Origin of the sequence: Agarilytica rhodophyticola, from assembly GCF_002157225.2 — a bacterium.
In the GTDB taxonomy this organism is placed as follows: Bacteria; Pseudomonadota; Gammaproteobacteria; order Pseudomonadales; family Cellvibrionaceae; genus Agarilytica; species Agarilytica rhodophyticola.
Genome location: NZ_CP020038.1, coordinates 5,707,816 through 5,731,142 on the forward strand (window position 1 = coordinate 5,707,816; position 23,327 = coordinate 5,731,142).

Genomic DNA, 23,327 nt, shown 5'->3' on the forward strand with positions numbered 1-23,327 from the left:
GAAACGCAAAAAATCAGAGCGCAAGAGTTCAAGATAAAAGTCAGTTAACATTAAAAATATCATATGAAAAAAATTGTTGAATTGAGCAGTACCGACCATAAAGATCTCAAATTAGATGCTCAAGCAGCCATCCAAATAGCTGCAAAACAGCAAACACTCAATATTAGAATTTCTGAAGTGGCACAGTGTGCAGCTAATTTCCCTGTATTTTTTATGTCTAATGTAGCCACTGGGAACTGGGCACTATCAGGTCTGACAAGCTTCGTACCTAACAGTAACCTTTTTCTTAGCGAGGAAAAATGGCTGGCAACCTATCTACCGATTATGGTGCAAACATACCCTTTTTTCTTAGTGAATTCCTCCACAGAAGAAAAGGGCTTTACCATTGGAATAGATGAAGATAGCGAAGCATTATCAAAAGAACATGGGGAGCCAATATTTAGCGGTGAAAATAAAGCGTCAATGCACCTGAGCCAAGTCACAAGTATGCTTGAAGCCGATATTAAAAATACCGTTCATACCGCACAATTTATTGAGCTAATCGAAAAGTTAGAGCTGATGAAAGCTTTGGATATGATCGTTTATTTTAACGATGGCACCGCTCAAAATATGACAGGCCTACACACAATCGATGAAGATAAATTACAGCTACTATCTGCGCAAACATTAGAAGAGCTAAATAAAAAAGGCTACCTTGTTCAGATCCATGCGATGCTAATATCTTTATATCAGATAAACTCACTAATTCAAAAAAATAATGCCGTAGATGGCCTCGATAAAATTAGACAAGTGAAGTTTGAAACCACTAAAGATAAGAGCACGATTTAACACCAAACCTGAATAAATTCTTACCATTTAATTCTTACCATTTTTATCCAGTTATGGCTCAAATAGCTGGATAAAATATCTACACATATAGTATTTTCTCTACTTCCCACAACTATTTAAGATCCAGTAACACTAAATTAGTCTGTAAGGTACAGCTTTCTTTTACATCATTGAATAAAGGACGTTAACCTCTTTTTAGAGTCGCTTTAACAATCAATAGTTGATCAATTCCCTAGGTATTGTTAATACTGTCGACTGGAACAATTTGAAAAGGCTTAGAAATTCCATGAATAATACTTCATTAGACACTATTATCGCCGGACCGATACTGCGTCATGTGTCTGCTACACAAATGTGTTTATGGTTAGTGACCAGCCAGGATATGGATATAAAAGTATTATTATGCGATCAAAATAAAAACAACATTTGGCAGCAAGTTCTAAATAGCGAACAAAAAAAGACCATCAAGGTGGGTAAGCACGCCTTCATTCAACAACTTGATATTCGAATTAAGCATGCACTCCCCCTTGAACAAACAATTTACTATGATATTCAGCTCAACCAAGATAATACGTTTACCGGCTTAGCGCATTTGCTCCCCGATATCAGCTATGAGGACTGCGCGCTACCTAGCTTTGAAATTAGGCCTAAGGTTAACGAGCTATACCATGGTTCCTGTCGTAAACCCCACCACCCAGGTGACGATGCATTGGTACGTTTGGATAATTTAATCGGCGAGCGTGTTGGCAGCAAACAGGCCAGGCCATCCTTACTGATGATGTCAGGCGATCAAATATACGCCGACGATGCAGCTGGCCCAATGTTGGTGGCAATTCATCAAGTAATGAATATGCTTGGATTATTTGATGAACAATGGCACGGCAGTATTGCTAATAATTCCCAAGCACTTCTGGCCCACCCCCATTGTTATTATCAAAGAGAGCTACTGCTACCGCATGACGAGGCAAACCAAAAGCTCTACGAAACATTTATTGCGGCTAAACGAAAGCCGATTTTTACATCAGTAAATGCACGTAATCATTTAATCAGTTTAAGTGAATTAATTGCGATGTATTTATTAGTTTGGTCACCATCGCTCTGGCGGCTCGTCGACTTTTCTGATCACAACATAGCTACCGAATTTTTAGCTAAATACGAACAAGAAAAGAATGTTATCGAACACTTTGTCAAAGGCTTAGCTAAGGTACGCAGAGCGCTGGCGCATTTGCCTGTGTACATGATATTCGATGATCATGATGTTACCGATGATTGGAATCTCACACGAGGCTGGGAAGAAACTGCATATGGTCATCCATTTTCAAAACGAATCATCGGCAATGCTTTAATTGCGTATTGGCTTTGTCAGGGCTGGGGAAATAATCCTGATAACCTAGCCCTCTTATCGGAACAAGCACAACAGCACTTTCAGGATCAAGGAGTGAAGGAACACGATAAGCTGGTAGATATCATGCTTAAATGGAATCACTGGCATTATTGCCTCGATACACAACCAAAGGTAGTGGTATTAGATACCCGCACACAACGTTGGCGCTCAGAAAGTAAATTAAATAAACCTTCAGGTTTAATGGATTGGGAATCTCTTTGTGAACTACAACAGGAGCTAATTAATCAACCGTCCGTCATTATGGTTTCAGCAGCACCTATTTTTGGGGTTAAATTAATTGAGACCGTACAAAAGATTTTTACCTTCTTCGGGCAAGCTTTAATGGTGGATGCGGAAAATTGGATGGCCCATAAAGGCACTGCCGAAGTTATCCTCAATGTTTTTCGACATTTTAAAACGCCACCTCACTTTATTATATTATCTGGCGATGTGCACTACTCATTTTTTTATGATGTTACTTTACGCTTTCGCCGCAGTAGCCCACAAATCACCCAATTTACCTGTAGTGGACTTAAAAACGAATTTCCTCAAAAGTTACTATCCTGGTTCGATTACCTTAATCAAGTGTTATATGCTAGACGCTCACCGCTTAATTGGTTTACACAGCGTCGTAACATGTCGATTAAGGTTCGCCACCCCAATAAACACATCGGTAAAACACTGGTTAATCAAAGTGGCTTGGGTTATCTACATTTAGACGATAATAGTGAAATCGTATCAGCAAAAATTCTGGCAGCGAATGGCAAAGATGTTGAATTTCAAAAGAAATAAATAACAGCTCACGTAAATAACAAAAGGGGGAAACGTCTATAAGTCACCCTCTTTTTGCAATTCAAGATAAGGCATCTATTGATTAGTGACAATTAGATAACAAACCAATTCTTTCTTGCCGGGATTCTCGATAACATGGTCAAGGTCAGCGCGGTAATGAGCCGAATCCCCCTGCTTCAATTTACAAATACTTTCTCCCGAACGTACCGACGCTTCCCCTTTGGTAACCGTTAGTAATTCCTTAGTGCCTTGGTAATGAGGTGCACTGGTTAAACGTGCGTTAGGAGCAACACGAATTTCGTAAAACTCAATATTCTTTTCCATGTGCAGCGGCGATAAAGTTCTGATCTGGCATTCATCATCCGAACGATAAAGATTGTTTTGATCTTCTCCGTGAACAACTTCTATCGAGGAAAAAGACCAAGGCTGATCTACCAGTTCGCCAATAGTAATACCAAAGGCTTGAGCAATACGGTAGGTAACGGCCAACGTCGGGTTTGCTTGCCCTCGCTCAATTTGACTGAGCATGGAGCGGCTAACACCAGAAACCGTTGCCAGTTGATCTAAGGTTAGGTCGTGGCGTTTACGTAATTGAGCAACACGTTCACACAACACCTGGCTGGCAGGGTCAGATTCATTACCACGCTTATGCTTAGAAGTATTAAATTCATTACTCATTAAGATTAATTCCTTCATATGAGAATAATATCTTGTATAGCGAACACTATTGATTTAGTATCCTGGAAATATTTCTCATATATTAAACGATTACCTGGAATTATCTACAATGAAAGCGCTTGTAAAACGCCATGCCGAGGTCGGCCTCTGGCTTGAAGATGTGCCAGAGCCGAAATTTGGTATAAATGACGTGCTCATTAAAGTGAAACGTACCGCGATTTGTGGCACTGACATGCATATTTACAATTGGGATAGCTGGGCTCAAAAAACCATCCCTGTGCCGATGGTAGTAGGTCATGAATTTGTAGGTGAGATTGTTGATGTAGGCTCCAATGTTAACGATTTTAAGCCAGGCCAAATAGTTTCTGGTGAAGGTCACGTAGTATGCGGTCGCTGCCGCAACTGTATGGCAGGTAGACGCCATCTGTGCGCCCACACTAGCGGTATTGGGGTCGATAGGCCTGGCGCATTCGCCGAATACTTGTCATTACCCATGTCCAATGTATGGGAGCATAAAGAAGGCATAGATCTGGATATCGCCTCTTTGTTCGATCCCTTAGGTAACGCTGTGCATACAGCCTTGCAATACGATTTATTAGGTGAAGATGTGCTGATCACTGGCGCCGGCCCAATTGGCGTCATGGCCGCTGCCGTATGTCGCCACGCGGGGGCACGCCATGTAGTGGTCACCGATTTGAACCCCAAGCGTTTGGAGCTTGCCAAACAGCTTGGAGCAACTTATACCGTTAATGTCGCTGAACAAAGCCTTGAACAATGTCAGGCAGCCTTAGGAATGTCTGAAGGTTTCGATGTTGGTCTGGAGATGTCAGGTAGCCCTATTGCACTTAGAGATATGATCGACAACATGTGCCACGGCGGCAAAATATCTATTCTGGGTATACCCGGTGGTGATGTGCAAATTGACTGGAATAAAGTTATTTTTAACATGCTAACGTTAAAAGGTATTTACGGCAGAGAAATGTATGAAACTTGGTACAAAATGTCGGTAATGATTGAGTCTGGGTTGGATATAAAACCCGTCATTAGTCATCGCTTAGGTGCTGACGATTTCCAACAAGGCTTCGATGCTATGAATGCCGGTGATGCTAGCAAGGTTATTTTAAACTGGGAATAGGTATTCTTAAGTTCTATTTAATATAAACAATGTTTAAAAACATAAGAGCGCAGAGGCTTTTAAGCTCTGCGCTTAATATATTTGCATAGCATTATGCTCCCCTCCTCATATGTTGCGACCACTATTTAACTCAATGCTCGGCTCTATATTCAGTTACGGTAAATTAACACCATTCCATAATAGATAGAGTTCATTTCAAAAGCTAAAAAACTAAAAAACAATGGCAAATTAACCCCAGCTAGAGTCTGTTAACGGCACAGGAATATTCTATGCTAAAATTTGCATCATAGAGAAAACGGAATACAACATGCTCAGACTTTTAGCCTTATCATTTTTATGTTTGCTGTTATCGGCTTGTGCAACCATGAATAAATCAGAATGTCTTAGTGCAGACTGGCAGGCCATAGGCTACGAAGATGGCGCTAAAGGCCATACCATAAACAAGCTGAGCGATCGCCGTGAAGCTTGTGCAAAACATGGCGTTACGCCACAATTACAAGCATATCGCACCGGACGAAGCGATGGGCTAAAAGAATTTTGCAGCGAATATAGTGGTTTTCAGCAAGGTTCCAGTGGGTACAACTATCAAGGTGTCTGCCGTGATTTTAACGAACAAGCCTTCCTAGACGGTTACCATGATGGCAAACATTTATACGCTCTTAATAAAGAGCGTAATAAAATTAAATCTCGTATTGAACACAACCGTCATGAGATAAAACGTCTAGATAAAAGAGTGCTCCATCTTCGTGACGAAATCGCAAGTGAAACTTCCACACCCCAACAACGAACTGAAGCCCTGGATGAAATAATTGCAATTGAACATGATATTGATGAACTGCTATTACTTGTAGATGAAGATCTCGAGCTAAGCATTGCCGCCGAAAGAGAATACCAAGATTTTAAACGAAGTTTAGATTATTGATAGTTAAAATAAGTATAAATAGAGCACACCTAAATAATAATTAACAAGGCGCAGCAGTGTGCCCGCGGCGCCGCTGAAATACCTCTTCGATATCTTAATTAGAGAATTCTGGTTGTATGGCCATTGATGCCGGTATAAGGTTGTTGCAAAAGAAAGACACCTGTATTCCCGCCTGTACAACGGTTAACAAAAGCCATTCTGCGTCTAGGGTTTAATGATACGTTCATCCCTCCAGCAAAGCCTCTAGAATCCATAAAGATAGAATTTGCACAATTGATTTGATTAATCAAATCTTGCACTATATCTTGCCCTGTCAAGAAGTCATGACGCCAAACATTTCCGTCACCAGCTAAAATAACACGGTCAATCGTGCCATGTTGTGCAAGCACTTGCATCTGCGTGCAGATATTAAGTGCATTTGCACGAGGGGCTAGGTTGGGGCTATTAGGCATTTGCATCCCGACGTGGCCACCAATATAACTGGCATCGTTCATTATAAAAGCTATGGCAATACAGCTATCAACGTGAGGAAACAACAATTCATCATTCGGTGGAACTGCCACTACATATTGATGAGGGCCGTTCACTGCTTCTCCTGGTTCTACACATTTAGTTGTCATAATATAATCCCGTTCTAGTTAAACCTACATTAAATTTATTTGTGTACATATATCCTTAACAAAGATAGAACAGCGACTTAGCTCGAACAGACTTTTATATATTGCATACAAATCAGTCTTTATCTTCCAGTTTAAGTGACTGATCTAAACCCCACTTAACGACATTAAATTCATTCTTTAATCTACTGACTCAACTTACAGCAAGCAACTCGAAATGTTGAATCTGATGTCTTTTTGTAGCATGTTGATTACCATCGTGGAATATAAACTTAGTTGCTTCAGCAACATTGTTGACTGCAAGATCAAATATAAGGAGCCTAACTTAAATTTTCATCAACTCATTTAACATCAATCAAAGACAATGAAGTAATGAATTATCCTTGAAAAATATTCCATAAATATTAAGGACGATAAAATAAATTGTGCAGACTTATCTATAAATTGAATTATATCGTGTGTTGTTTATTACAAAGCAACTAAAGATAGGAAGTAAAAACCTTTATTATAATTATATAAATAGCGCTAATATGATTACTTTAAAAATAAGTACTCTGGACATTTTATTTACAATAATAGGCTATATGTTTTAAATAATGGTACAGAAAGAATAAGGCATACAACTTGAAACTCGCATTGTACGCCTTACTTTCTTTCCTATAAAATGCGTTAGAGTATTATTCTAAGGGATCACCCACAAGTCGCCCCCGAAATTGAATATCCGTGTCAAACATAGCACCACTATCAAAGTTAGTGATTACATTCATTGCTTTCACTTTCCTTCCATTTACATTTGTAAAACGAACAGATAATGGAGGTGTCAGTGGATAGCCACCTTGTTCTAATACATAGAAGCTCGGGCCATTGGACTTGGTCGTTTTTATCCACTCGGGAGAACCATGTGACTTAATTTCGACAGATTTAACCGGAAGGTTGTGACCAAATATTCGAAAGCCATACCAATAAGGATTAGTCCCTTCCTTATTCTGAATAGAGATATTACTGCTTAGCCCTGCATGCACGAACCTCCAATCTGCATTTATTATCCCACAAGTACCCGATAGATCAGGCCCCACTAAGTCAGCAAACGGTTTTGGTGCTAAATTCAGAAGATGATTATCGCATTCATGGCATTGATCAATCACCATCACTTTAACTGTTGCATCTGAGTTAGTTGTACAACTGGTATTATCAGGGTTTGAACGAGAAGGATTCGCAATTTCAATCACCATTCCACAATTGTTCCCACCTTTAAAAATATCAGACCCTGCTGCTGCATAATAATCAACGTAGTCGCTATTCATATAAAGCTCGGGTTGATTAAACCCACAAGCGCCACCCGTAGCATTTCCTCCATTAAACATTAGTTGACCAGAATGTGGGAACTTTTTCTTTGATACAGCAGCAGTATTCTTGAAATTACTTATTCCTTGAATAGCGTTAGTTCCTAACTCTGTTTCTATTTTACTTTTATGATCTTCTGTAGCAGCCGCAAAAGCACTGGACTGAATGCTAATAGCCAGAAAGATAATAATCACTTTACTTAACAAAGATGCCATATATTTTCTCATGTAGTTGATTTTGTCGGGCAGCATACTATTCTTCAACACTCGGCAATTCAACAAATCAACCAAGCTGTTTAACATATCCCCGCCGCCTATGATTTTGAAAGCACGGGCAAAGAAAATTTTTCAAAAACATGTTAAGTTATAGAGATCAAGCTTATTCACAAGACACGAAAAAATGTACTGCGCCAAAAAAATTAAAAATTAAAATTCCATGAAAAAAAATAGATATTAGTCTCATCACCCTAAATTTATAATTTCAAAAAAACAAACCAAATTAATGGTCAATATTAGAAAAATTAACTATTCAATACGAAACAAGTATTAAAAATATAGCTTTTTTAATAACCAAGTAAGTTCTCTATCTAAAAATCAAAAAAACTGTCCCTAGATTTATTATATTGTCACTATCGCCTTCTAATAAAAAGTAAACCTAGACACGTAAGAAGCTAAATTAACAATGAGATAGAGGCGAGAAGAGTAATAATTATCATTTGTAAAACATGAGATAACTGTAACGCCAGGTAGTTTTGGTGATAATTAATATAGAAAATAGCAATATAGTTAAAAGGAAAAGGAATAAGCACTGTTTTTGGTAATAGTGTTGCCTGCAGTAGAAGTATCATCAGAAAATGCAGGCGAACTTAAACATGCTAATAACATCAACATTTTATATTTCATTAGTCTCTCCTTACTGATTAAAAAGGATATTCATATACAGATAAAATCTGCTCACATCTCTCTATTTATAAAAGCAAAAATGGAAGCAATAAATCAATCTATAAGCGTTCTTTTAATAGCTCTACCCCTCTGTTGAGAGGGTTGACAAAATCAGAAGAGAGGTTTGATTAAAAATATAAACTAAATAAGATAAAAAGGCCCCGTTATATTACGAGGCAAAGTAACTACTACTTAACAAAAAAGCATGTGCTCATTTTTGTCCTACTGTTGTATACAAGAACTCCACAAAATATTGGTAACTCTACGCCCTGTGTTAGCAGTAGATTCAATTTTCGTATCGTTTATCTTTCCAGTTCCATTAAAGTCTAATTGCATATTATCAGCTACTTCCCGAAGAGCCGAAGGTGCTTGACTGTTAAAACTAATATAGCGCCCGGTAGGTTCTCCATTTCTTCCATAATAATAGTTAAAAGATCGAGCAAACCAGTTGTTACCTTCGTCTTCTAGAACGAGCTGAGCCTGCCCACTAAATTTATCAACTTCCTCAATTGTGAGTCGAGTATTAGTTCGATTAGAGCATAAATTACACCCAATATCTTCAATGCTATCCTCTTCAAAAACAATAGTTGTTCGCAAAAAAGGATTAATTTCACTGTTAATTTCTTCGCAAACATACTTAATTTCCGAAGAAGCATGCATAGAAAAAAGCATTCCGGATACGAATAATGCAGGAAACATAATTTTGTTATTTTTTAACTTCATTTATCGGTGCCTTATTTATATTTAAAATAAAAAAGTTGAAATATTATTTTATTTTATTACGGGTAATAGTCTATAAAAAAATTTATATTTCTTTTGTTTGGAATGTCTTGTATTAAAAAATGATTAAAGAGGCGAAAATTAAAATATTAAAAGCTAATTACATGACACTGAGTATTTATTTAACTTATTAACTAAATTTTTATAAAAGTTGATTATATTTTTACCTTAGGATTAAGGTGTAGAAATATTTAAGCGTATAGGATGCTAAGTTATTATTGTCTAGGTTAGTTGTTAGTACAAAAAAGAACAAGTATGGCTGGGTATTGAACTAATACGGCTATATTGCTATTGATAAACAATATTATTCCAAAATACAGTGATTCCACTTTTAGCGCCTACTCGTTTTTTATCCAATTTAACTGTCAAACCATCGATTTTAAGGAATATAGCAAAAAGTTAGAAAGCTTTTCTCGTTTATAATAATTTTTCCCTATAAAGAACTATTTTTCTTATAACACTACTTACTAGTGACATTGTTAGTTACAAGTCGTTAGGAAAGAAAGCATAAAAATACGTTTACACAGTACATTTACATTACTTAACTTATTAGGAATACCTAATTATGACATTCACACCACTAACCGGCTTTTCGAACTCTGGCGATCACATCAGGCCTAGCGCTAGAGTCCAGAAAGAGCCGATGAAAACCTAAGCCGCCCACGCCATGGTCGCCTTTCGCCTCCTATCATACATACGACCATGGCGTTCACATTCATTGCTCCATCTAAGTGAATGAGAAGTAAGAAGCCTTGCCTACCTAAGGCTTCTATCAATATTTTTTCTATCTAGTTTAAAACGCTCAAATAATATACCGCAGTCAAAGAAAGTAAGTGGGCGAGTTACTCCACTTTCTAGTGTCCCACAAGTATAGAATTCAAACTTAATCACTACACCTCATATTTTCACATTTACTTGTGCAATACTAACTAAAAATTAATGGCACAGTTGTACATTCCTATCGAATGTATATACCTGATAATCTTATTTAAACTATGTATAAATCCTCGTGAAAAAATTACGTGAACTTACATAATTATCAGAAATAAAAGTGACAAGAGAACTTACTATATGACGAAACTATATTATTTTTTATTACTTCTATCTTTTTTATCTAAACATGCATTAGCACAAGTTGGCGTAGAGTTTAATGAAGAAAAACCGCACCACCTATCGGTGCTGACTGGAGGTAGCTACATAGAAGAAAAAGACGATACATTTTCTACTGTAGGTATCGATTATGAGTATCGTGTTGATAAACTACTCGGACTGGGATCAGTTGTAGAACAGACATTCGGTGATGTGGAAGCAACTACAGTATTAGCTGTGGCTGATATCCATGTATGGTATGGACTTATATTTCAAGTAGGGCCAGGAGTAGAATTTGTAGATGATGAAACATTTGCTATTGGCCGGGCGGGAGTCCTTTATGAAGTGGAATTTGAAAACGAATTTACTATTTCCCCTCAACTCCACTATGATCTATCTAGCAGTGAAGATACCGTTGTTTTTGGCATCGCTCTGGGTAAAGTCTTTTAGTCATTAAACAGGGTCATTTCAATAGAGCTGACCCTGTTTGTATTGGCTTTCTTGTTATTAAAATTATTTACGACGCACTTCTCTGAAAAATCTAATAGGTAACGTCTAGCTGAATTCAGATATCTTCACCGATCTTTTTTCCTGTATCGAAATATCCACTGCAAGGCTAAGTTTTAAACTCTCTAGTGCATCTTTATAATTTGACCTTATATTGGAAAGATCTCCAGTTTTGACCGCATGAATAAATGCTAGATTTTCTTCTAGTATGGCGTCGTCTTTAGAAAAGAAAGTTTGCTTTTCACCACTTAAGCTATGAATGTTCAGGTTCAAGCAGTGCTCATGAAATAAGAACTTTTTGTCTCTCGAAGAAAAATTTAGAAATAACCCTAACCCTACATCGGCAGTTCTAGAAAAACAGGACGTCATCACATTCCCAACAGCTCCAGATTCTAAACGAAAATTCATCGTGATTGCATCATCAACATTAAAGTCATTAACATCATCAATAAAACCAGAAGCTGAAAAAGCTGAAACTTCATCCACTTCGCCGGCAATAAACCTAATGGCATCAAGAAAGTGTGTACATTGCTCTGTTAGCTGACCACCAGACATGCCTCTTTGTCGCCACCAATAAGGTGATGGTAAGTCTGAGCACCAACCGCCATTAATTAAAATCGGAGGCTCTTTAGTAAAAAAATCTTTCGCCATTTGTAATGTTTTACGGTAGCGACACATGTAACCCACACTGACTATAGTGCCTACTTTGTCAAGCGATTCCATAACTCGATGCGCTGCTGAAATTTCGATCCCAATGGGCTTTTCAATAAACAGCGCTTTAACATAGTCAGCACACGTCATGACTATTTCGCTAAGTAAGAAAGGAGGAAGGCAGATATAAACAGCATCTAAATTTTCTTTCCTCAACATTTCTAAATAATTATCAAATACATAATAACTGACATTGTTTGAAACAAGACTGCGTGCTTTCTTTTCATTACGGCTACAAATTGCAACGATGAGTACATCATCTATTTTCTTAAGTGCGTTAATATGCTGTCCGACAAAACCAGAGCCAATAATACCGATACGAAGAGTCATAATATTTATAAAAATTTATTTGATGGAGATAGGTATAGAAAAAACCTGATAACTAACAAAACCAACCAAAGTAACAATAGATAAAACATCTATCGCGGTGTATAGCATATGTTTTTCGTATAAAACTTTTGTTTTTTTAATAAAGAGAGACATTATAGATAAAGCCAAATATGTGAATATTCCAAGTATAATTGCCTTTCCTTTGGCAGTATACAGCTGGGCTAGCTCTCCTATCACCAAAAGAGGAAATTGGGCAAAATAAACATATGCCAATAAAAAAATAATCCAACTTAAACAGAGTTGTATTAAAAAAGTATTCATTTATTAATGATGCCCCTAAAAAAAGCTAAAGAGCTCCACATATAAAGATGCCAATGTCTACCATATAGAGTATGTATGTACTGTCTATTGAATGTGACGACTACATTTATCATAAGACATCATATTTTGCACTTCGAAAAGGCATTGCTGACTATTTTTTAGCCCACCCAGATCTGTCGATACCGAAGAATATAACAAAAAGTTAGTAGGGTTCTCTTCTTTATAATAATTTTTCTCTATAAAGAACTATTTTTCTTATAACACTACTTACTAGTGACATTGTTAGTTACAAGTCGTTAGGAAAGAAAGCATAAAAATACGTTTACACAGTACATTTACATTACTTAACTTATTAGGAATACCTAATTATGACATTCACACCACTAACCGGCTTTTCGAACTCTGGCGATAATATCAAGCCTCGCGCTAGAGTCCAGAAAAAGCCGATGAAAACCTAAGCCGTCCACGCCATGGTCACCTTTCGCCTCCAATCATACATACGACCATGGCGTTCAAACCCATTTACCTAGCGAGAGGCCTTGCCTACCTGAGGCTTCTAACATCGATCAAAAGTTTTTCTGCCTTAGCTTTGAGCTTTGATAGCCATATATTTTAACGAGACACTTATCGAAAGATGTCGCTTTGTCTTGGATAAAATATGGGTGTCCTGTTTATTTTTCCCGTTGGTTTGGGATACTATTTTTTGTTTTTTATTGACTAAAAGCCTTATGGGTGACACCGTTTCTCTTCTTCCACTACCAACTGAGCCAGAATTGGTTAATCAAAGCGGGATTTTAAAACGATCAATTTAAACAAGTACAGGGGATGCTTCCTTGGACTAGCAATGGGAGACGCATTCGGCGCACCATACGAAGGTGGGCCATTAGAACAATTACTATGGAGAGCCATTGGCAAAACAAAAGATGGTAAACTTAGATATACCGATGACACTCAAATGACGATAGACCTAGCAGAATCATACCTTTATAACGACACAATCGACCAGAATCATTTAGCACAAACGTTTGCACAGAGCTATCGGTGGTCAAGGGGATATGGCCCTTCCACTTCGCAATTGTTAAGGCTCATTAAGAAGGGAAAAAACTGGAGAGAAGCCAACAAAAAGAAATTTAAAACAGGGTCATTTGGGAATGGCGCAGCAATGAGGGCGCCCATCCTAGCGATGTGCTTTCCTTACAACGTTCAAACATTACTAAACAGCGTCATTAAAAGTGCTGAAATCACTCATGCCCATCCTTTAGGTATTGAAGGCGCCAAACTTATAGCACGGGCAACTCAAGCAGCATTTCAAGACATTGAACTGCATGTGAATCAGATTAAGCGGTACGAAGCAGGTACAGCACAGCCTACCTTAGAGACACTTGTAAGACTGGCTAAAGAACTCAATACAACGCTGGATGATTTGGTATTCGGAGAAGATCACCGAAGCCCTGACGATGAGTTAAAACTGCAATTTGAGGCACTAAGCCAATTTGATGAGAGTGAACGGATGGTCGCTAAGGAACTACTGGAAAGTCTGATTCTTAAGCACAATGCCAAACGCGCATTTGCTGACAAACTAGCTTAATTAAAAGGCGCTGATCAAGGGTGCGCCAACACCCAGGACCAGCTATCACAACAACCTGTATACGAGGTTATTATGAGTAACGAGAATGATACACAAGCTTCGCGCTTGGCTAAAACTCTTAATCAACAACGGCAGCTAAAAGTCAGGGAGGCTTACCACTCCTACCAACTGAGCCAGAACTGCCACCAACGCACGCCCATTGGTGAGATTCATCTTAAAGGCCACTGGTTAATCAAAGCGGGATTTGAGATTGATTCGCCAGTAAAGGTCAGAGTAAGGTCAGAGTGATGGAAGGGTGCTTGGTGTTGACTAGAGAATAAATAATTATTAAGGCCTATATAGATGACAATAACCTCGGCTACCTTTTTCGGAACAGCATTTATTATTTTCGGGATTTATATTGTTATCAAAAAGCGTGTTACTATCTCTTGGGGAGAAAGTGACACAGCCCCAGAAACTCAATATAAAGGAGCAAAGGCTATAGTCATCGGGTTAATATCCATTTTCATCGGATATTTGATAATAACCAGTGATACCTTTTCTCGGTATACAATATTAACCCTGTAAAACTTCCTTACTCAATGCAGTATTTTTTACCAAGGAAGCCGCAACAACGCCAACCAAACAAATCACATAAAATGCCATAGGGATCAAGAACGATTCAAAAATATTTGCTAAGTACATCGCGGCACCCGCCAAAAGTGACGAAGTAAGAAAGGTCGCCCAAAAACAAATCGAAACAGATTGCTCAGGCCATTTTCTCGCAACTAACGAACAAAGAATGGATGCACTTAGCACTCCAGCAATAAATAAAGACTCCTCGCCAGTAAAGATACTCCCAACTTTATAAATCAAAGCTGTTAAAGGGGCCGAAAGTAGAAGCAAGAAAATAAACAAAGCTCCTATAACTAATAATAATTTTCTCTTCGTATTAATCATCTACTTGCCCCATCAATTGCAGAATCGAGTACAGATTGGCGATTTTGTAATGCTCTATAAGCTTGACCCGAAAGTCCTGAATTTGTAGCAATAAAGTCGTTAAATTGCCTTGCCGTAAATGGAACAATTTTCCCAAGATCAACTTTTAATCCCAACTCCACACCAGACAACTTCAATGATGTACCAACAGAAACCGACACTCCAAATAAACGACCATCTTTATCAATATTCCCAGATACTGAGTAGATTCCCGACGACACAGAATATTTAGCATAGGCATCACCGGTCTGATCTACACCAAATTTATAGTTCCCCTTCCTTAACAAACCCTCAACAGTTAAAGGTGAGTCTTCAGCAAAAAACAACTCTTCAATTAACTGATTTTCTTCCGAGCTATTTTTAAAGAAGCGAGTAATTTTGCCTCGCAAACCTCCGTCCGCCTTTTGTGCAGCAGCCCTCCCCTTATCAGTCGCCGAATTCAAAGCATAAACAATCGCCCCAGATTTCGCGCCATTGGCAAACTTACCACCACTTAATACTGAAGAGGTGCCGCCTACCAGTGCCGATATAATAACACCTTGAGCAAAGGCTGGGACGCTACCGTTGCCTCCTGGAGTGTAGGATGAGGTAGCGGAGGAGAAACTTTTAAGCTCAGGTCTTGAGTTTTGCCTTTTTCTAAATCCAGCTAGCTCAAGAATAAAATGAGAATATTCATCTTATACAGCGTATATTCCGCCAGGAAGCACCACACACAAAGCCTCTTAAAAAATTAATCTCAACATAAAGGAGACTTACCATTCCTACCAACGCACAACCATTGGGGAGATTCACCATAAAGGCCATTGGTTAATCAAAGGGGGGAGCGATTGATTCGCCTGTGAAGTTTAGAGTCATGGAGGGGTGTTTGGTATTAACTAACGAGTCGTAAAAACTAAAAAGGCACTCGATAATTTTTGTCGAATGCCTGTCCAGGTTATTTCTATTAGCACGGCAGTCGGGATTTAACGAGAATGGATAATAAGCCTTGGGAAGTGGTTTAACTCAAGGAAGAAACTTATCACTTTCATCCCATTGATTTGAGTACTTTTTTATCTCAAGCCAATAAGAATGAGGAATATTTGCAATACAAATTGCCTTTTCGTTATTTGGCCATTTCAATAAAAGCCTACCATCCTGATTGCCCCCGTCAAACCAAACATATTCAAGGCCTTTTAGATCCTCTCTAAACTTTATGCCAGAGTTATTTGTATAAGAAACAGTATGATCCACTGCGTACAAGACAAATTCCCCCCAATATTTTCCTGTATCACTATAAATTCGAAAATCTAGCCCCTTCTCGTCGAGATCTAAGCCTTTGGAAACTGTATTGTCACAATCCATAGCATGGCAACCTGTCAATAAAAAATATGTGCACAAAAAAGACAAAATTTTCACTTTCATATTTCTGCTCCTGCTGCATCTAAAACGAGGGCGAAAACATGTAGCCCATGTACTTCGCTGAATCTTCATATCTTTGTTGTCTTGCCAGAAAAGAGCCAATATTCCTATACAAAGAAATGCCCGAACCACCACCAACCATTCGGCTCAATATAGACGAAGGCGTTGTCCAAAAATCATTTGAATAGTTGATGCCGGTGACGCTATTAAACACTCCAGCAGCGGTAGTCGCACACTGACAAGTAAAAATATTGTAATAGTTACTATCAGCATGCCCTAACATAGATAATGCTTGTTTAAACTGGCCTTCGGATATATTCACCGTATGGATTCCACCGATAAGTTTACCGGCTACCAACTTGTCGTATACCCGAGAGTCATCCCTAATCTCACCATCCGCAAACGGCGCGTGCTTTTCCGGATAAAAACCTTTAACAATTCTGTTTCCATTTTAATCAGTTAAAACAATAAATGCATGACCAACTAGATCATCTGCATCCACCAGTTTTGCACCAAGCCCTATCGTGTATCCCTTTTGTGCATGAGGTTATTTATAGGTTCTTGTAGGCTAAATCTTGAATTCCCATATTATCTAATAAGATGCTGGATTCCTCAAAACTCACATTTATGACCCGACCTTCAATCATGCGAACAATTATATAGTCGCCTTTGCCAGGCGAATCTTTATCGTCAATTTTAAAAACCAGCCTCGAAGATTGACCTGCGCAGGAAGGGCTCACGACAATCAACGAGACCCCTTCCAATAATTGATCGATGCTCGATATGTATTTTAATAACCTAGTTGTAATTTCCTCATCTGGTATACCTTATTTTTTCATTTCGTGAGAGAGATAACGCAGATTAAAATATTGTGCTGTATTCGCGTCAAGCTCAGTTATGCGACCAATATAATCTTGGAAAAAATTAACGTTAGACTCGCAATCGGCATCTCCACCTTCAGCATTGGCATTCAGTCCCCAAGTAGTGAGAAAACAAGCTAAAACTACTATCAACTTAATCATCAGCAACCCTTAAAATTTCTAGCCATGCATTGCTCAACGTAATTCGTTGACCCAGATCGGTATTGCTGACCTGCTTGACCGGCTCTTGTTTGCATTATGTAGTGAACTTGATCTATGTTGATTGAACCACTAAAGCTAGGGAAGTGCTTACCTACATCGTAACCCCAAAAACTATTCGAATAGTGGAGTTTTCAAGAAAGGGAGGTTGATGAAAAGTCACTCAATGTAAACTGAGCACCTCTAATATCAATACCTAAGGACGTGAGTTTTGCACCTAAACCGGAAAACTGACCCTCGCCTTTAACAAAGCCATACGTGCCAGAAATTTTTCCATCCTGATCAAATGAAACTGATGCTGCTCCAAGGTCCACACTAAGCTCAATGCCCCCCGAAGACAACTTACCCTTAATATAGCCATTTAACTCGATCTCAACTTCACCTTTCAAAAGATCAGATTTCACCTTTTGTGCAACCTCCCTCTCCTTATCAGCTACCGAATTCAAAGCATAAACAATCGCCCCAGATTTCGCACCATTGGCAAACTTACCACCACTTAATACTGAGGAGGTGCCGCCTACCAGTGCCGATATAATAACACCTTGGGCAAAGGCCGGGAAATTATCTTGTCCGCTGCCTCCTAGGGCGTAGGATGAGGCGGCAGGCATAGTTGCAGAAACAACACCAACCGTCGTGGGCGTTCATTGGGCAAATGTATCGTTTTAAGGTAAGCGGCTATTAACAGCTATATATTTTAACGAGACCCCCATACAAAGATATTGCTTTACCTCGGATAAAATATAAGTGTTTTGTTTATTTTTCCCTTTGGTTTGGGATACTATTTCTTGTTTTTTATTGACTCAAAGTCTAATGGATGCCACTGTTTATCTTCTTCTCCTAATAATTGAGCCAAAATTGGTTAATCAAAGCGAGATCTGAGATTGATTCGCCGATGAAGGTCAGGGTTATGAATGGATATTTTGTATTGACCAGCAAACATTAACAACAGAAAGTCCTAGCCATACTCAATGACTAAGACTTTTTATTTTTTCCCACTAATTTGTATCTGGATTTTAAAAATGATCAGTTTAAATAAGTACAAGGGATGCTTCCTTGGACTAGCTATGGGAGACGCATTTGGCGCACCATACGAAGGGGGGCCATTAGAACAATTACTATGGAGAGCCATTGGCAAAACAAGAGATGGTAAACTTAGATATACCGATGACACTCAAATGGCGATAGACCTGGCAGAATCATACCTTTATAACGACACAATCGACCAGAATCATTTAGCACAAACGTTTGCACAGAGTTATCAGTGGTCAAGGGGATATGGCCCTTCCACTTCGCAATTGTTAAGGCTCATTAAGAAGGGAAAAAACTGGAGAGAAGCCAACAAAAAGAAATTTAAAACAGGGTCATTTGGGAATGGCGCAGCAATGAGGGCATCCATCCTAGCGATGTGCTTTCCTTACAACGTTCAAACATTACTAAACAGCGTCATTAAAAGTGCTGAAATCACTCATGCCCACCCTTTAGGTATTGAAGGCGCCAAGCTTATAGCACGGGCAACTCAAGCAGCATTTCAAGACTTAGACAACGAGAAAATCCTGGCGGAGCTATTCCACCAATGCCAATCAAAAATCTACAAAGATAAAATCATTTTTTGCACTGAGGCTTTAAACAAGCCAAACATAAAGGTCAGTGAAATAAAAAAACAATTAGGTAATGGAATAGCAGCTCCGCAATCATGTGTTACTGCTATTTACTTTTCATTACAATTCCGCGACCAGAAATTTAACTCAATGTTAAATAAAATAATAGGACTGGGGGGAGATACTGACACAATAGCCTCTATGGCCGGATCAATTTGGGGAGCATTTAATGGGAACCAGAGCCTAAACCAAGAAGCCAAAAACATCGAGAAATGGGAAAAAATTGACCAGATCTCAAAAGATTTATTTGAAAGGATTCATCCAAAACACCATCAAACTCTTTAAACCTTCTTCCCACTTCTAGAGAATCAGGCGAGAGAGTAAAAGCCTTTGGAGTGTCAGAAAAATGGGGGATATCGATCTGACCTTTTTTGCGTTTTTTACTCATTTATTTTTTATTCATAAATCCATAACCGTATATGAAAATAGTAAACGAAAATAAAAAAAAGAATATAGAATAATATAATGATTGACCATGAGAAAAAAATGTAACTACAGCACTTACAGTAGCAGCAAGAAACAACCTAACTCTACCAATATCTAATAAAATATTATTAAATGAGAAGCTATATTTTTTGACAAGTAAAAAATAAACAATTCCCCAAGCAATTAGCGGGAAATACCAATTACTAGAAATTCCCATATATGCAACAATCATTGCCCACTGAAGAAATAAAATAAATATAATTAGATAATAGTTTTTATTCTTATCACTCAAACCAATCACCAACTATATGATATATTTCTCTTGGGGAATAGGTATCTTTCTGAAAAACGATAATTGGATCAGTAGACCTGACCCCGTTTGTTTCTTTCTTAGGTCATTCTTTTAATTTATCTGCAAGGAGATTCATTTGACTTTGAATTTCTTTATAGAGAATAGAGTCCTTCTGTGTAAATAATATTTCTTTTTGAAGAATAGTATAAATAAAAACCGCATAATCTTTATTATATTTACTAATTTTCTCAAATAAAGGTAAAGCTTTAACAATAGCACCCTCTTCTCCGTAGGCGCTCGCAAGTAAAAGATAATCAAGAGCTTGCAGTTCCCCCTTAATTCCTGGCTCATACTTCAAAGTAAACTGAGACATTAACAAATAAGCTCTAGCACGAATATAAACATCTTCAGAAGATATTAAGTTTTTCAAAAGAGGCCGTAGAATGACGGGATCATTACAATGATTTTCGTTTAAACATTTTGAAGATAACTCTAACAAAGCTCTAGGGTTTCCATCAATAACAGCTTTGCTAAGCCAAGCAGCAGCTTCATCTTGCTTATTCTCTCTTAGCTTTTCCAGATAAATATCATATGACACTGTAATTTCGCCACCTGCAAAAGAGGAAAGACAAAAAGATAAGCTTATGAACACTAGTATACTTCTCATTGCTTAACACCATTAACATATGTTTCAAAGCCTCCATTGGTAACACCATAATCATCATACTTTCCAATTGTAAACAACCCATGTTCTCCAGCGCTGTTATAATTAATAAAATTATTAGGTGCTATTACTTTCACATTCAAAATTCTAGACAATTCCTGTGCAAAGCCGCCTTTTTTACCCACATTACAAGAATATATTCTTATCGTATCACCTGGCTTCACCCTGCCCCGAAGGATTTCAGCGTATTCAGATGCAGGACGTAAACTCTTTCTGTATTCAAGTGAGTCATTAGTACCATGCCCAACAATAGTTATCTCATCAGGATTTATATAACCGCCATTTTCTAAAGCCTCAGCAAATGGCCCCCACTCTGGAGCAAGAATCCCATCCCCAGTGATAACCTCCCCAAGAGTTCCCTTCTGCCTTACAACATTCCAACCATTTCTAGCCTTATCAGTCGCCGAATTCAAAGCATAAACAATCGCCCCAGATTTCGCGCCATTGGCAAACTTACCACCACTTAATATTGAAGAGGTGCCGCCTACAAGTGCCGATATAATAACACCTTGGGCAAAGGCCGGGAAATTACCTTAGCCGCTGCCGTTGCCTCCTGGGGCGTAGGATGAGGTAGCGGAGGAGAAGCCTTTAACCTCAGGTCTTGAGTTTTGCCTTTTTCTAAATCCAGCCAACTCAAGAATAAAATGAGAATGTTCACCCTATACAGAGTATATACCGCCAGGAAGCACCGCACACAAAGCCTCTTAAAGAATTAATCTCAACATAAAGGAGACTTACCAATGCTATCAACTTAGCCAGAGATGCCACCAACGCACACTCATTGGAGAGATTCACCTTAAAGGCCATTGGTTAACCAAGGCAAGATTTGAGATTGATTCGCCGGTGAAGGTCAGGGTGATGGAGGGGTGTTTGGTGTTGACTAGCGAACGGTAAAAACCCAAAAGCCCTAGTGGTTGACTAGGGCTCCAATTAAAAAGGCTCCTAACAAGACACCCACACAAAGATGCAAAAATACTCTAAGAAATAGATACACCCTGATTGCTTTTGCTCAACTCTACTTATTGATTATCGATATCAACGAATATAACAAAAAATTAGTGGGGTTCAATTCCTTATAATAATTTTTCAGCATAAAGAGCTATTTTTATTATAACGCTACTTACGGATGACATTGTTAGTTACAAGTCGTTGTTAAAGAAAGCATAAAAATACGTTTACACAATATATTTACACTAATGAGTTAGGAACACTTAACTATGACATTCACTCCACCGACCGGTTTTTCCGACTCTGGCAATGAAATCGCGCCTCGTGTCAGAGAGCAAGAAAAGCCCACGAAGATGCAAGCCGCGCACGCCATGGTCACCTGTCGCCTACCTACCATACATTCAACTATAGCGTTCAAATCCATGTACATAGCGAGAGCCTTGCCTACCTGAGGCTTCTAGCATCGATAAAAAATCTTTCGCCTCAGCTTTGATAGCCATATATTTTAACGAGACAGCTATCCATAGATGTTGCATTGTCTTGGATAAAATATGGGTGTCCTGTTTGTCTTTCTCCAAAAAAAGAAAGTATTTTATCAATTGCGCTAAGTGGTGCGTCAATAGTAATCGAAAAACCAGCTGATGTATTCATACTCCTACCAACTTAGCCAGAGCTACCACCAACGCACACCCATCTGCGAGATTCACCTTAAAGGCCATTGGTTAATTAAAGCCGGATTTGAGATTGATTCACCGGTGAAGGTCAGAGTGATGGAGGGGTGTTTGGTGCTGACTAGAGAACTCTAAAAACTAAAAAGCCCTAGTGGTTAGCTAGGGCTTTACGATTAGAGCATTTCACTCCGTCTTGACCGTGGCTACTATCGTGCCTGCCACACTCATTGGGTCAAGGCACGTCCATAGAGCTTATTAAACAATTCAACAGCCTCTATATCCACACATTTTCTCAAGTGCCACGCCTGCTGACTGTCTTGAATAGCATCATTTTCTTCTACATCAGCCAGAGTCTTTTCAATCGAATACCCCAGCTTATTTGCAAAGTATAAATAAACCCATAAACCTTCAATCAGCACTAAAATCTTTCCAAGAGCACCTTTGTATAAATTATCGAATATATCTCCATCTGTATTCAACGTATTTATACATTCAAGGAAATTACCGACAGAGATACTGTAATCGGAAGGTGTAAGCGTGCTATTTTCAATTCGATCAAAATCGATATCAAAACCACACATCACCATTCCCAAGCAGCCTTCTGTATCTTTCCTCAACTTTCGAGGTGAGTAATCCCAAGCTAGTGAGTCTTTATCCTTGAAAAGGTCAGTCATAACCATCCCAAAAGGCGATGAAAACAGGTATATATACAAATCTCCACTATCGTTCCAACTGCCACTTTGAGGGGTGATTTTAATATAAATATCTGCTGACAAATATTTAACAACAGCTTTCTTTCTAGCTTTCTTAAAGCCATTAGATAAAAAATAATTGTATAACTCAATCACTGAAACAAACCTTCCGCCATATCTTGCATAGCTTGAGCATTTGAAGCGTTATAAGAGGTTCCCGCCCCACTTGGACGAACAACAACCCAATTTACAGTATATTGACCTGCATCTAGAGTTATCTCTCCACCGGGAATACCATGACCACGGGGCTCCTAACAAGACACCCACACAAAGATGCAAAAATACTCTAAGAAATAGATACACCCTGATTATTTTTGCTCAACTCTACTTATTGATTATCGATATCAACGAATATAACAAAAAATTAGTGGGGTTCCATTCCTTATAATAATTTTTCAGCATAGAGAGCTATTTTAATTATAACGCTACTTACG

At 38.4% G+C, this 23,327-nt stretch carries 28 protein-coding genes; 11 read left to right on the forward strand and 17 right to left on the reverse strand.

All coding sequences use genetic code 11. The annotated features are described in order from the left end of the window. Positions 1 to 63: 63 nt before the first annotated feature. On the forward strand, positions 64 to 828 hold the full coding sequence (locus BVC89_RS23670; RefSeq protein ID WP_086933579.1) for a SapC family protein: 765 nt from the start codon (positions 64 to 66) through the stop codon (positions 826 to 828). A gap of 286 nt (positions 829 to 1,114) precedes the next feature. After that, positions 1,115 to 3,004, forward strand: a complete 1,890-nt coding sequence (locus tag BVC89_RS23675; protein ID WP_086933580.1) for a metallophosphoesterase family protein — start codon at positions 1,115 to 1,117, stop codon at positions 3,002 to 3,004. 75 nt (positions 3,005 to 3,079) lie between these two features. Here BVC89_RS23675 and BVC89_RS23680 read toward each other — a convergent pair whose 3' ends face one another. Then, complete coding sequence (locus BVC89_RS23680) at positions 3,080 to 3,682, reverse strand: helix-turn-helix domain-containing protein (RefSeq protein WP_086933581.1); 603 nt, start codon at positions 3,680 to 3,682, stop codon at positions 3,080 to 3,082. 109 nt (positions 3,683 to 3,791) lie between these two features. Here BVC89_RS23680 and tdh point away from each other — a divergent pair, with 109 nt between their 5' ends. Next, a complete protein-coding gene (gene tdh / locus BVC89_RS23685) occupies positions 3,792 to 4,817 on the forward strand; it encodes an L-threonine 3-dehydrogenase (RefSeq protein WP_086933582.1) in 1,026 nt (341 codons plus the stop codon). Positions 4,818 to 5,124: 307 nt separating this feature from the next. Beyond that, positions 5,125 to 5,739 (forward strand): DUF2799 domain-containing protein, encoded by a 615-nt coding sequence (locus BVC89_RS23690; RefSeq protein ID WP_086933583.1) that lies wholly within the window; start codon positions 5,125 to 5,127, stop codon positions 5,737 to 5,739. A gap of 98 nt (positions 5,740 to 5,837) precedes the next feature. Here the strand turns inward: BVC89_RS23690 and BVC89_RS23695 are convergent, their stop codons facing one another. The 3 genes from BVC89_RS23695 to BVC89_RS23705 all read right to left on the reverse strand — a co-directional run bounded on the left by BVC89_RS23695 (position 5,838) and on the right by BVC89_RS23705 (position 9,364). Continuing rightward, the gene (locus tag BVC89_RS23695; RefSeq protein ID WP_086933584.1) at positions 5,838 to 6,359 is read right to left on the reverse strand and encodes a hypothetical protein; all 522 of its coding nucleotides are present in this window, start codon (positions 6,357 to 6,359) and stop codon (positions 5,838 to 5,840) included. Positions 6,360 to 7,033: 674 nt separating this feature from the next. After that, positions 7,034 to 8,002, reverse strand: a complete 969-nt coding sequence (locus tag BVC89_RS23700) for an expansin C-terminal domain-related protein (protein ID WP_086933585.1) — start codon at positions 8,000 to 8,002, stop codon at positions 7,034 to 7,036. An 861-nt stretch (positions 8,003 to 8,863) separates the two neighbouring features. Beyond that, complete coding sequence (locus BVC89_RS23705) at positions 8,864 to 9,364, reverse strand: hypothetical protein (RefSeq protein WP_086933586.1); 501 nt, start codon at positions 9,362 to 9,364, stop codon at positions 8,864 to 8,866. A gap of 1,128 nt (positions 9,365 to 10,492) precedes the next feature. On the opposite strand from BVC89_RS23705, the gene BVC89_RS23710 reads away from it, so the two are divergent. Then, on the forward strand, positions 10,493 to 10,960 hold the full coding sequence (locus BVC89_RS23710) for a hypothetical protein (protein WP_086933587.1): 468 nt from the start codon (positions 10,493 to 10,495) through the stop codon (positions 10,958 to 10,960). Between the two features lie 105 nt (positions 10,961 to 11,065). On the opposite strand, the gene BVC89_RS23715 is transcribed toward BVC89_RS23710, so the two are convergent. Together BVC89_RS23715 and BVC89_RS23720 are read right to left on the reverse strand one after the other, a co-directional pair. After that, positions 11,066 to 12,058, reverse strand: a complete 993-nt coding sequence (locus tag BVC89_RS23715) for a Gfo/Idh/MocA family protein (protein WP_086933588.1) — start codon at positions 12,056 to 12,058, stop codon at positions 11,066 to 11,068. A gap of 15 nt (positions 12,059 to 12,073) precedes the next feature. Continuing rightward, positions 12,074 to 12,379, reverse strand: a complete 306-nt coding sequence (locus BVC89_RS23720; protein WP_086933589.1) for a hypothetical protein — start codon at positions 12,377 to 12,379, stop codon at positions 12,074 to 12,076. A gap of 802 nt (positions 12,380 to 13,181) precedes the next feature. Between BVC89_RS23720 and BVC89_RS23725 the strand changes: the two genes are divergently transcribed. Together BVC89_RS23725 and BVC89_RS23730 are read left to right on the forward strand one after the other, a co-directional pair. Then, positions 13,182 to 13,967, forward strand: a complete 786-nt coding sequence (locus BVC89_RS23725; RefSeq protein ID WP_281261003.1) for an RstR family transcriptional repressor — start codon at positions 13,182 to 13,184, stop codon at positions 13,965 to 13,967. Positions 13,968 to 14,039: 72 nt separating this feature from the next. Continuing rightward, the gene (locus BVC89_RS23730; protein WP_086933591.1) at positions 14,040 to 14,255 is read left to right on the forward strand and encodes a SymE family type I addiction module toxin; all 216 of its coding nucleotides are present in this window, start codon (positions 14,040 to 14,042) and stop codon (positions 14,253 to 14,255) included. Between the two features lie 267 nt (positions 14,256 to 14,522). Here the strand turns inward: BVC89_RS23730 and BVC89_RS23740 are convergent, their stop codons facing one another. The 6 genes from BVC89_RS23740 to BVC89_RS23770 form a co-directional block, all read right to left on the reverse strand. Continuing rightward, positions 14,523 to 14,906 carry a hypothetical protein gene (locus tag BVC89_RS23740; RefSeq protein WP_086933593.1) on the reverse strand — a complete coding sequence of 128 codons (384 nt, stop codon included), beginning with the start codon at positions 14,904 to 14,906 and terminating at the stop codon, positions 14,523 to 14,525. Next, positions 14,903 to 15,388 carry a hypothetical protein gene (locus tag BVC89_RS23745; protein WP_086933594.1) on the reverse strand — a complete coding sequence of 162 codons (486 nt, stop codon included), beginning with the start codon at positions 15,386 to 15,388 and terminating at the stop codon, positions 14,903 to 14,905. The genes BVC89_RS23740 and BVC89_RS23745 overlap by 4 nt, the downstream gene beginning before the upstream one ends. Positions 15,389 to 15,947: 559 nt before the next feature. Beyond that, on the reverse strand, positions 15,948 to 16,346 hold the full coding sequence (locus BVC89_RS23750) for a hypothetical protein (protein WP_086933595.1): 399 nt from the start codon (positions 16,344 to 16,346) through the stop codon (positions 15,948 to 15,950). Positions 16,347 to 16,365: 19 nt separating this feature from the next. Next, on the reverse strand, positions 16,366 to 16,665 hold the full coding sequence (locus BVC89_RS23755; protein ID WP_086933596.1) for a hypothetical protein: 300 nt from the start codon (positions 16,663 to 16,665) through the stop codon (positions 16,366 to 16,368). A 505-nt stretch (positions 16,666 to 17,170) separates the two neighbouring features. Beyond that, positions 17,171 to 17,365, reverse strand: a complete 195-nt coding sequence (locus BVC89_RS23765; protein WP_086933598.1) for a hypothetical protein — start codon at positions 17,363 to 17,365, stop codon at positions 17,171 to 17,173. A 191-nt stretch (positions 17,366 to 17,556) separates the two neighbouring features. Further along, entirely contained in the window at positions 17,557 to 18,030 is a 474-nt protein-coding gene (locus tag BVC89_RS23770; protein WP_086933599.1) for a hypothetical protein, read from the reverse strand. A gap of 360 nt (positions 18,031 to 18,390) precedes the next feature. Between BVC89_RS23770 and BVC89_RS23775 the strand changes: the two genes are divergently transcribed. Then, on the forward strand, positions 18,391 to 19,365 hold the full coding sequence (locus tag BVC89_RS23775; RefSeq protein WP_086933600.1) for an ADP-ribosylglycohydrolase family protein: 975 nt from the start codon (positions 18,391 to 18,393) through the stop codon (positions 19,363 to 19,365). A gap of 103 nt (positions 19,366 to 19,468) precedes the next feature. On the opposite strand, the gene BVC89_RS23780 is transcribed toward BVC89_RS23775, so the two are convergent. The 3 genes from BVC89_RS23780 to BVC89_RS23790 form a co-directional block, all read right to left on the reverse strand. Continuing rightward, the gene (locus BVC89_RS23780; RefSeq protein WP_158658093.1) at positions 19,469 to 19,798 is read right to left on the reverse strand and encodes a hypothetical protein; all 330 of its coding nucleotides are present in this window, start codon (positions 19,796 to 19,798) and stop codon (positions 19,469 to 19,471) included. A 103-nt stretch (positions 19,799 to 19,901) separates the two neighbouring features. Next, positions 19,902 to 20,465, reverse strand: coding sequence for a hypothetical protein (locus tag BVC89_RS23785; protein ID WP_086933602.1), 564 nt, complete (start codon positions 20,463 to 20,465; stop codon positions 19,902 to 19,904). Next, positions 20,462 to 20,935 (reverse strand): hypothetical protein, encoded by a 474-nt coding sequence (locus tag BVC89_RS23790; protein ID WP_086933603.1) that lies wholly within the window; start codon positions 20,933 to 20,935, stop codon positions 20,462 to 20,464. Before BVC89_RS23790 ends, BVC89_RS23785 begins: the two co-directional genes overlap by 4 nt. Before the next feature lie 310 nt (positions 20,936 to 21,245). On the opposite strand from BVC89_RS23790, the gene BVC89_RS30795 reads away from it, so the two are divergent. After that, positions 21,246 to 21,416: a SymE family type I addiction module toxin gene (locus BVC89_RS30795; protein WP_425428402.1), complete on the forward strand. Its 171-nt coding sequence runs from the start codon at positions 21,246 to 21,248 to the stop codon at positions 21,414 to 21,416. 323 nt (positions 21,417 to 21,739) lie between these two features. Then, complete coding sequence (locus tag BVC89_RS29950; RefSeq protein ID WP_158658094.1) at positions 21,740 to 21,922, forward strand: hypothetical protein; 183 nt, start codon at positions 21,740 to 21,742, stop codon at positions 21,920 to 21,922. 31 nt (positions 21,923 to 21,953) lie between these two features. Here the strand turns inward: BVC89_RS29950 and BVC89_RS29955 are convergent, their stop codons facing one another. Further along, a complete protein-coding gene (locus BVC89_RS29955) occupies positions 21,954 to 22,121 on the reverse strand; it encodes a hypothetical protein (protein WP_158658095.1) in 168 nt (55 codons plus the stop codon). Between BVC89_RS29955 and BVC89_RS30800 the strand changes: the two genes are divergently transcribed. After that, positions 22,112 to 22,276 carry a SymE family type I addiction module toxin gene (locus BVC89_RS30800; RefSeq protein ID WP_086933605.1) on the forward strand — a complete coding sequence of 55 codons (165 nt, stop codon included), beginning with the start codon at positions 22,112 to 22,114 and terminating at the stop codon, positions 22,274 to 22,276. The two genes, BVC89_RS29955 and BVC89_RS30800, sit on opposite strands and share 10 nt — an antisense overlap. Positions 22,277 to 22,365: 89 nt before the next feature. Here the strand turns inward: BVC89_RS30800 and BVC89_RS23810 are convergent, their stop codons facing one another. After that, complete coding sequence (locus tag BVC89_RS23810; RefSeq protein ID WP_086933606.1) at positions 22,366 to 22,989, reverse strand: hypothetical protein; 624 nt, start codon at positions 22,987 to 22,989, stop codon at positions 22,366 to 22,368. Between the last annotated feature and the right edge of the window lie 338 nt (positions 22,990 to 23,327).

Excerpts from the sequence above, each read along its gene's own strand:
- BVC89_RS23750 (WP_086933595.1), bottom strand. The coding sequence starts at position 16,346 with ATGAAAGTGAAAATTTTGTCTTTTTTGTGCACATATTTTTTATTGACA.
- BVC89_RS23705 (WP_086933586.1), bottom strand. The coding sequence starts at position 9,364 with ATGAAGTTAAAAAATAACAAAATTATGTTTCCTGCATTATTCGTATCC.
- BVC89_RS30800 (WP_086933605.1), top strand. The coding sequence starts at position 22,112 with ATGTATTCATACTCCTACCAACTTAGCCAGAGCTACCACCAACGCACA.
- BVC89_RS23775 (WP_086933600.1), top strand. The coding sequence starts at position 18,391 with ATGACTAAGACTTTTTATTTTTTCCCACTAATTTGTATCTGGATTTTA.
- BVC89_RS23730 (WP_086933591.1), top strand. The coding sequence starts at position 14,040 with ATGAGTAACGAGAATGATACACAAGCTTCGCGCTTGGCTAAAACTCTT.
- BVC89_RS23670 (WP_086933579.1), top strand. The coding sequence starts at position 64 with ATGAAAAAAATTGTTGAATTGAGCAGTACCGACCATAAAGATCTCAAA.
- tdh (WP_086933582.1), top strand. The coding sequence starts at position 3,792 with ATGAAAGCGCTTGTAAAACGCCATGCCGAGGTCGGCCTCTGGCTTGAA.
- BVC89_RS23740 (WP_086933593.1), bottom strand. The coding sequence starts at position 14,906 with ATGATTAATACGAAGAGAAAATTATTATTAGTTATAGGAGCTTTGTTT.
- BVC89_RS23715 (WP_086933588.1), bottom strand. The coding sequence starts at position 12,058 with ATGACTCTTCGTATCGGTATTATTGGCTCTGGTTTTGTCGGACAGCAT.
- BVC89_RS29955 (WP_158658095.1), bottom strand. The coding sequence starts at position 22,121 with ATGAATACATCAGCTGGTTTTTCGATTACTATTGACGCACCACTTAGC.
- BVC89_RS23695 (WP_086933584.1), bottom strand. The coding sequence starts at position 6,359 with ATGACAACTAAATGTGTAGAACCAGGAGAAGCAGTGAACGGCCCTCAT.
- BVC89_RS23675 (WP_086933580.1), top strand. The coding sequence starts at position 1,115 with ATGAATAATACTTCATTAGACACTATTATCGCCGGACCGATACTGCGT.
- BVC89_RS29950 (WP_158658094.1), top strand. The coding sequence starts at position 21,740 with ATGACATTCACTCCACCGACCGGTTTTTCCGACTCTGGCAATGAAATC.
- BVC89_RS23765 (WP_086933598.1), bottom strand. The coding sequence starts at position 17,365 with ATGATTAAGTTGATAGTAGTTTTAGCTTGTTTTCTCACTACTTGGGGA.
- BVC89_RS23710 (WP_086933587.1), top strand. The coding sequence starts at position 10,493 with ATGACGAAACTATATTATTTTTTATTACTTCTATCTTTTTTATCTAAA.
- BVC89_RS23770 (WP_086933599.1), bottom strand. The coding sequence starts at position 18,030 with ATGCCTGCCGCCTCATCCTACGCCCTAGGAGGCAGCGGACAAGATAAT.
- BVC89_RS23700 (WP_086933585.1), bottom strand. The coding sequence starts at position 8,002 with ATGTTAAACAGCTTGGTTGATTTGTTGAATTGCCGAGTGTTGAAGAAT.
- BVC89_RS23690 (WP_086933583.1), top strand. The coding sequence starts at position 5,125 with ATGCTCAGACTTTTAGCCTTATCATTTTTATGTTTGCTGTTATCGGCT.
- BVC89_RS23680 (WP_086933581.1), bottom strand. The coding sequence starts at position 3,682 with ATGAGTAATGAATTTAATACTTCTAAGCATAAGCGTGGTAATGAATCT.
- BVC89_RS23720 (WP_086933589.1), bottom strand. The coding sequence starts at position 12,379 with ATGAATACTTTTTTAATACAACTCTGTTTAAGTTGGATTATTTTTTTA.
- BVC89_RS23785 (WP_086933602.1), bottom strand. The coding sequence starts at position 20,465 with ATGAGAAGTATACTAGTGTTCATAAGCTTATCTTTTTGTCTTTCCTCT.